Source organism: Halopseudomonas sp. L-58, assembly GCF_056859475.1.
In genome coordinates, this window is the sequence record NZ_JBSXON010000078.1 from 1 (window position 1) to 5,953 (window position 5,953).

Annotated in this window: 3 protein-coding genes and 1 pseudogene; 2 read left to right on the forward strand and 2 right to left on the reverse strand. The window is 59.7% G+C overall.

The annotated features are described in order from the left end of the window. Positions 1 to 238: 238 nt before the first annotated feature. Positions 239 to 961 carry an NYN domain-containing protein gene (locus AC13EY_RS15950; RefSeq protein ID WP_464383632.1) on the forward strand — a complete coding sequence of 241 codons (723 nt, stop codon included), beginning with the start codon at positions 239 to 241 and terminating at the stop codon, positions 959 to 961. Positions 962 to 1,005: 44 nt separating this feature from the next. Here AC13EY_RS15950 and AC13EY_RS15955 read toward each other — a convergent pair whose 3' ends face one another. Beyond that, complete coding sequence (locus AC13EY_RS15955; protein ID WP_338212679.1) at positions 1,006 to 2,259, reverse strand: ribonucleotide-diphosphate reductase subunit beta; 1,254 nt, start codon at positions 2,257 to 2,259, stop codon at positions 1,006 to 1,008. A gap of 297 nt (positions 2,260 to 2,556) precedes the next feature. Next, complete coding sequence (locus tag AC13EY_RS15960; RefSeq protein WP_482876431.1) at positions 2,557 to 5,433, reverse strand: ribonucleoside-diphosphate reductase subunit alpha; 2,877 nt, start codon at positions 5,431 to 5,433, stop codon at positions 2,557 to 2,559. Positions 5,434 to 5,814: 381 nt separating this feature from the next. Between AC13EY_RS15960 and AC13EY_RS15965 the strand changes: the two are divergent. Beyond that, positions 5,815 to 5,953 (forward strand): annotated as a pseudogene (locus AC13EY_RS15965) (IS5/IS1182 family transposase); the annotation flags it as partial.

The following is a 5,953-nucleotide window of genomic DNA, read 5'->3' on the forward strand; positions in this document are numbered from 1 at the left end:
CAGGAACAACTCCTTGCGGGTTTGCTTGCGCTTGCCAGCGTACTCGGCGTCGGCGAAGGTCATCTGCTTCATCGGGAAACTCGGTGGGTGGGGTCGCGGTATTTTGCCAAATCAGAAAGTCTTTTTCAGAGTTTCCCTAAATACAGTTCAAGCGCCTTCCGGTGGCGCTGATGTATCGGTCGCTGTACTAGTCGACTGCGATAATGTTGCCCCGGAAATCTTGTCTTACGCCTTGCGTATGGCTGCTCAGTTTGGACGCGTCGTTCTGCGCCGCGGCTATGGAAATCACGCAACTCTTGCGAATCGCTGGCAGGAAGCCCTAGTGCGGCTGGCGTTTACTCCTCATCTTCAGTTTCAGTATGCGGCTGGAAAGAATACCGCGGACATCGCTTTAGCTTTGGACGCGCTCGAGGCGATGTTCGATCATCGTGCCGAAACTTTTTGTTTGGTAACCAGTGATTCCGATTTCGCGTACTTGTGCAGAAAGCTTCGAGAGCGAGGAGCACGTGTTTGCATTGTTGGTGAAGGGAAAACTCCCGAGGCGCTTCGTAATGCAAGCGATGTGTTTTTTGAGTGGACCCGAGGAGAGACTGACGAGGATACGTCTCTGGACTCTGCAGAAAAGAGCAGCGTCTCGAAAGAATCAGCTTGCAAGTCCAAACCGCCAAAGCAGGCTGTAATTAGGGAGGCCAGTAAAGATCTGAACAGGCCTGCGACTAAGCACCGCCCCCGCTTTGTTGTGGAGGCTGTTGGGCTGCTCGCGAGTGATTCCTCTGACGGGAAGGTTGGTTTGGGGCCTCTCGGTGCCTACCTTAAACGCACTGATCCATCATTTTCGCCCCAAAAGTACGGCCATTCCGGTTTGCTGGACATGTTAAAGACTTACGACCTACTAGAGTTACAGCTAGAAGCGGGAGGGCCATGGTCCGTTTGGCTAGCGGAACAAAAAGTGGGGGCATGATTCTAGTGTTGGCCCGGTCGATACCGGGCCTTTTGGTCTGAGAGTCAATCCCAGCTCAAAGCCCCACCAGTCTGATACTCGATCACGCGGGTTTCGAAGAAGTTTTTCTCCTTCTTCAGGTCCATGATCTCGCTCATCCACGGGAACGGGTTGGTAGTGCCCGGGTACTGTTCCTTCAGGCCGATCTGGGTCAGGCGGCGGTTGGCGATGAACTTGAGGTAGTCCTCCATCATCGCGGCGTTCATGCCGAGTACGCCGCGGGGCATGGTGTCGCGGGCGTATTCGATTTCCAGTTGCGCGCCTTGCAGGATCATCTGGGTTGCTTCGTCCTTCATGGCGTCGTCCCACAGGTGCGGGTTTTCGATCTTGATCTGGTTGATCACGTCGATGCCGAAGTTCAGGTGCATGGATTCGTCGCGCAGGATGTACTGGAACTGCTCGGCGGTGCCAGTCATCTTGTTGCGGCGGCCCATGGACAGGATCTGGGTGAAGCCGCAGTAGAAGAAGATGCCTTCCAGAACGCAGTAGTAGGCGATCAGGTTGCGCAGCAGTTCCTTGTCGGTCTCGACGGTGCCGGTGGTGAAGGTCGGGTCGGAGATCGAACGGGTGTACTTGAGGCCCCATGAGGCCTTTTTCGCGACGCTGGGGATCTCGTGGTACATGTTGAAGATCTCGCCTTCGTCCATGCCCAGTGACTCGATGCAGTACTGGTAGGCGTGGGTGTGGATCGCCTCTTCGAAGGCCTGACGCAGGATGTACTGACGGCACTCGGGGTTGGTGATCAGGCGGTAGACGGCCAGCACCAGGTTGTTGGCGACCAGACTGTCGGCGGTGGAGAAGAAGCCGAGGTTGCGCTTGACGATGCGGCGCTCGTCTTCGGTCAGACCGTCTGCGCTCTTCCACAGGGCGATGTCGGCGGTCATGTTGACCTCTTGCGGCATCCAGTGGTTGGCACAACCGTCGAGGTACTTCTGCCAGGCCCATTCGTACTTGAACGGGACCAGCTGGTTGAGGTCTGCGCGGGCGTTGATCATCTGCTTGTCGCCAACCTGCACGCGGGCGGCGGAGCCTTCCAGATCGTCCAGACCTTCCTGAATATCCAGCTCATCCAGCGCAGCCTTGGCGCGGGCGATGGCGTCGGAGTCGTCCGCGCTGATCTGGCGCGCGTCTTCTACCGAACCCTCGGCAATGTTTTCCATTACCGGGCTGTCGGTGAGCGGCGCGCTCGGTTGGGCGGCTGCCTTGGTGGCGGGCGCGGTGGTGGTGTCTTCGCTGTCGAAATCGTCCCAGCTGAGCATGGTGTGTCTCCCTTTGGTCGACAGCCGCAAGCTTTAAGCTGCAAGCGGCAAGTTGTTTGGTGTGGCGGCGGCGAGTGGTGTGAGCCTTGGACTCGGCGCGGCGCTTGGTTTTTCTGGATTCCCGCCTTCGCGGGAATGACGCGAGAGGGGCGGGGTTCTTAATTCTCTGCGGCTTAAGCGCGTAGCTGAGCGAGTGAGCGCTAGGCGCCGGGCTGGCCGGACCCGGGAGCGTACTGGAGTACGTGACCGGATTCGGCTGGCACGGCAACAACGCGGGCGCCGCTCAGATACGTGCGCTTACTGACACGCCTCGCAGTCCGGGTCATCAATGGAACACGCCTTCGGCACCGGCGCCGGGCCAGCGGGTGCTGCACTCAGCGCCGGCTCTGCGCCGCTGGCGACGGCGTTCAGCTTGCCGGTGTTGACGGTCGATTTCTCGGTACTGGTGGCGGCCAGGGCACGCAGGTAGTAGGTGGTTTTCAGACCACGGAACCAGGCCATGCGGTAGGTCACGTCCAGCTTCTTGCCGCTGGCGCCAGAGATGTACAGGTTCAGCGACTGGGCCTGGTCGATCCATTTCTGGCGGCGGCTGGCGGCTTCGACGATCCACTTGGTTTCGACTTCAAACGCGGTGGCGTACAGCGCCTTGAGGTCGTCCGGGATGCGGTCGATCTGCTGTACCGATCCGTCGTAGTACTTGAGGTCGTTGACCATGACCGCGTCCCACATGCCGCGTGCCTTGAGGTCGCGCACCAGATAGGGGTTGATCACGGTGAACTCGCCGGACAGGTTCGATTTCACGTACAGGTTCTGGTACGTCGGCTCGATCGACTGCGATACGCCGGTGATGTTGGCGATGGTCGCGGTCGGCGCGATGGCCATGATGTTGGAGTTGCGGATGCCTTTCTTGACCCGCTCGCGCACCGGCTCCCAGTCGAGGGTGACGCTGCGGTCCACTTCCATGTACTTGGCGCCGCGCTGCTCCGCGAGGATGTCCAGCGAGTCGTAGGGCAGAATGCCTTGCGACCACAGCGAGCCTTCGAAGCTGGAGTAGCTGCCGCGCTCGTCGGCCAGATCACAGGAGGCCTGGATGGCGAAGTAGCTGATGGCTTCCATCGACTGGTCGGCAAAGGCGACGGCCTCGTTGGAGCCGTAGGCGATGTGCTGCAGGTAGAGCGCATCCTGGAAGCCCATCAGACCCAGACCAACCGGGCGGTGCTTGAGGTTGGAGTTGCGGGCCTGCGGTACCGAGTAGTAGTTGATGTCGATGACGTTATCAAGCATGCGTACCGCAGTGCGCACGGTGCGCTCCAGCTTGGCGGTGTCCAGCTTGCCGTCAACAATGTGGTTGACCAGGTTGACCGAGCCCAGGTTACAGACAGCGATTTCGTCCGCGCTGGTGTTCAGGGTGATCTCGGTGCACAGGTTGGAGCTGTGGACTACACCGGCGTGCTGCTGCGGGCTGCGCAGGTTGCAGGCGTCCTTGAAGGTCAGCCACGGGTGGCCGGTTTCGAACAGCATGCTGAGCATCTTGCGCCACAGGTCGGCGGCACGCACTTTCTTGTGCAGTTTCAGCTTGCCGTACTCGGTCAGCGCTTCGTAGTACTCGTAGCGCTCTTCGAAGGCCTTGCCGGTCAGATCGTGCAGGTCCGGCACGTCGGAAGGCGAGAACAGGGTCCATTGGCCGTCTTCGAACACGCGCTTCATGAACAGGTCCGGAATCCAGTTGGCGGTGTTCATGTCGTGGGTGCGGCGACGGTCGTCACCGGTGTTCTTGCGCAGCTCGAGGAACTCTTCGATATCCAGGTGCCAGGTTTCCAGATAGCCGCAGACCGCGCCCTTGCGCTTGCCGCCCTGGTTCACCGCAACGGCGGTGTCGTTTACCACTTTCAGGAAGGGCACGACGCCCTGGCTCTTGCCGTTGGTGCCCTTGATGTACGCGCCCATGGCGCGAACCGGCGTCCAGTCGTTACCCAGACCGCCAGCAAACTTGGACAGCATGGCGTTATCGTGGATCGCCTTGTAGATGCCGGACAGCTCGTCCGGCACGGTAGTCAGGTAGCAGGAGGACAGCTGCGGGCGCAGGGTGCCGGCGTTGAACAGGGTCGGCGTGGACGCCATGTAGTCGAAGCTGGACAGCAGGTTGTAGAACTCGATGGCGCGCTCGTTCTTCTGTGGCTCTTCAATGGCCAGGCCCATGGCGACGCGCATGAAGAAAATCTGCGGCAGTTCGATACGGGTGCCGTCGCGGTGCAGGAAATAGCGATCGTACAGGGTCTGCAGGCCGAGGTAGCCGAACAGTTGGTCGCGGTTGTGATCCAGCGCTGCGCCCAGTTGCTCCAGATCGTAGTCGGCCAGCTTGGCGTCGAGCAATTCGTACTCGATACCAGCCTTGACGTAAGCAGGCAGGGTTTTGGCGTACAGCTCAGCCATCTCGCCGTGCGTGGCACTGGGCGCAATCTCGAGGTGGCTCAGCGCTTCGGCACGCAGGTTGTCGAGCAGCAGGCGGGCGGTGACCTGGCTGTAGCTTGGTTCGCGCTCGACAAGGGTGCGGGAGGTCATCACCAGCGCGGTGTTGACGTCGATTTGGGTCACGCCGTCGTACAGGTTCTTCAGGGTTTCCTGTTCAATGTGATTGGCGTCGACTTCCGGCAGGCCCTCGCACGCCTCGGCGATGACGGTGCGCAGGCGGCCCAGGTCCAGCGGTTCGCGGCTACCGTCAGGGAGGGTGATGCGAATGCTCGGATGCGCCTCGCCGGTGCTCTGGCGCGCCTGGCGCTGGCGGGCGTGCTCTTCACGATAGAGTACGTAGGCACGGGCGATCTTCTGTTCGCCGGAGCGCATCAGCGCCAGTTCGACCTGATCCTGAATCTCTTCGATATGCAGGGTGCCGCCGGAGGGCAGGCGACGCTTGAAGATCGCGCTGATCACATCGGTCAGTTCATTGACGGTCTCGCGAATCCGCGAAGAGGCCGCGGCCTGGCTGCCTTCTACGGCCAGAAACGCCTTGGTCATGGCGATACGGATCTTGTCGTCGGTATAGGGCACCAGTGTGCCGTTGCGTTTGATCACCCGCAGCTGGCCGGGCGCGCTGAGCTGCAGGTCCGGATTCTGTTGGCTGTCTGCCGGCAGGGCGGATGATGTGGTGTCAGCGGCGGAAGGGGTGACCTGCATGACATGCTCCTTTGTTTGGTCGTTAACACAATATGTAGATAGCTGGGCAAGCTGGCGCAGCCAGCTCAGGACGTGCTGTTCAAGCGGCAGACAGTCAGCGGCAGCGTGTGGCGGTCGGTGACTATTTGATCAATATGTAGGTACCTGCCTTTTGCTTGGCACAAGATAGTGTGTGTTTTCGAGTGTGGCAAGGCGATTATTTGTCGATTTCATCGCATAACCGCCTTGACCTCGGCGCAGATCAGAACTGGTGCGGGTTTGCAGGCTTGAAGAAAAAAAATACTATATCTAGGGAAACGCTGCACAAATCAGCCCTCTGCCTGATTACGCAGCCCTGAGTATAATCACCAGACACTGCCACTACCTCAGCCAAGCAATTAGATGAAGCAGATCACCTTCGCCCAAGCCGAGCATCAGAACAAGAAAAAGGTTACCCGCCGGGAACGCTTCCTGGCTGAGATGAATGTACTGGTGCCCTGGCAGCGCCTGCTGGATGCCCTGTCGCCCTCATATTACCCAG

Excerpts from the sequence above, each read along its gene's own strand:
- AC13EY_RS15955 (WP_338212679.1), bottom strand. The coding sequence starts at position 2,259 with ATGCTCAGCTGGGACGATTTCGACAGCGAAGACACCACCACCGCGCCC.
- AC13EY_RS15960 (WP_482876431.1), bottom strand. The coding sequence starts at position 5,433 with ATGCAGGTCACCCCTTCCGCCGCTGACACCACATCATCCGCCCTGCCG.
- AC13EY_RS15950 (WP_464383632.1), top strand. The coding sequence starts at position 239 with ATGGCTGCTCAGTTTGGACGCGTCGTTCTGCGCCGCGGCTATGGAAAT.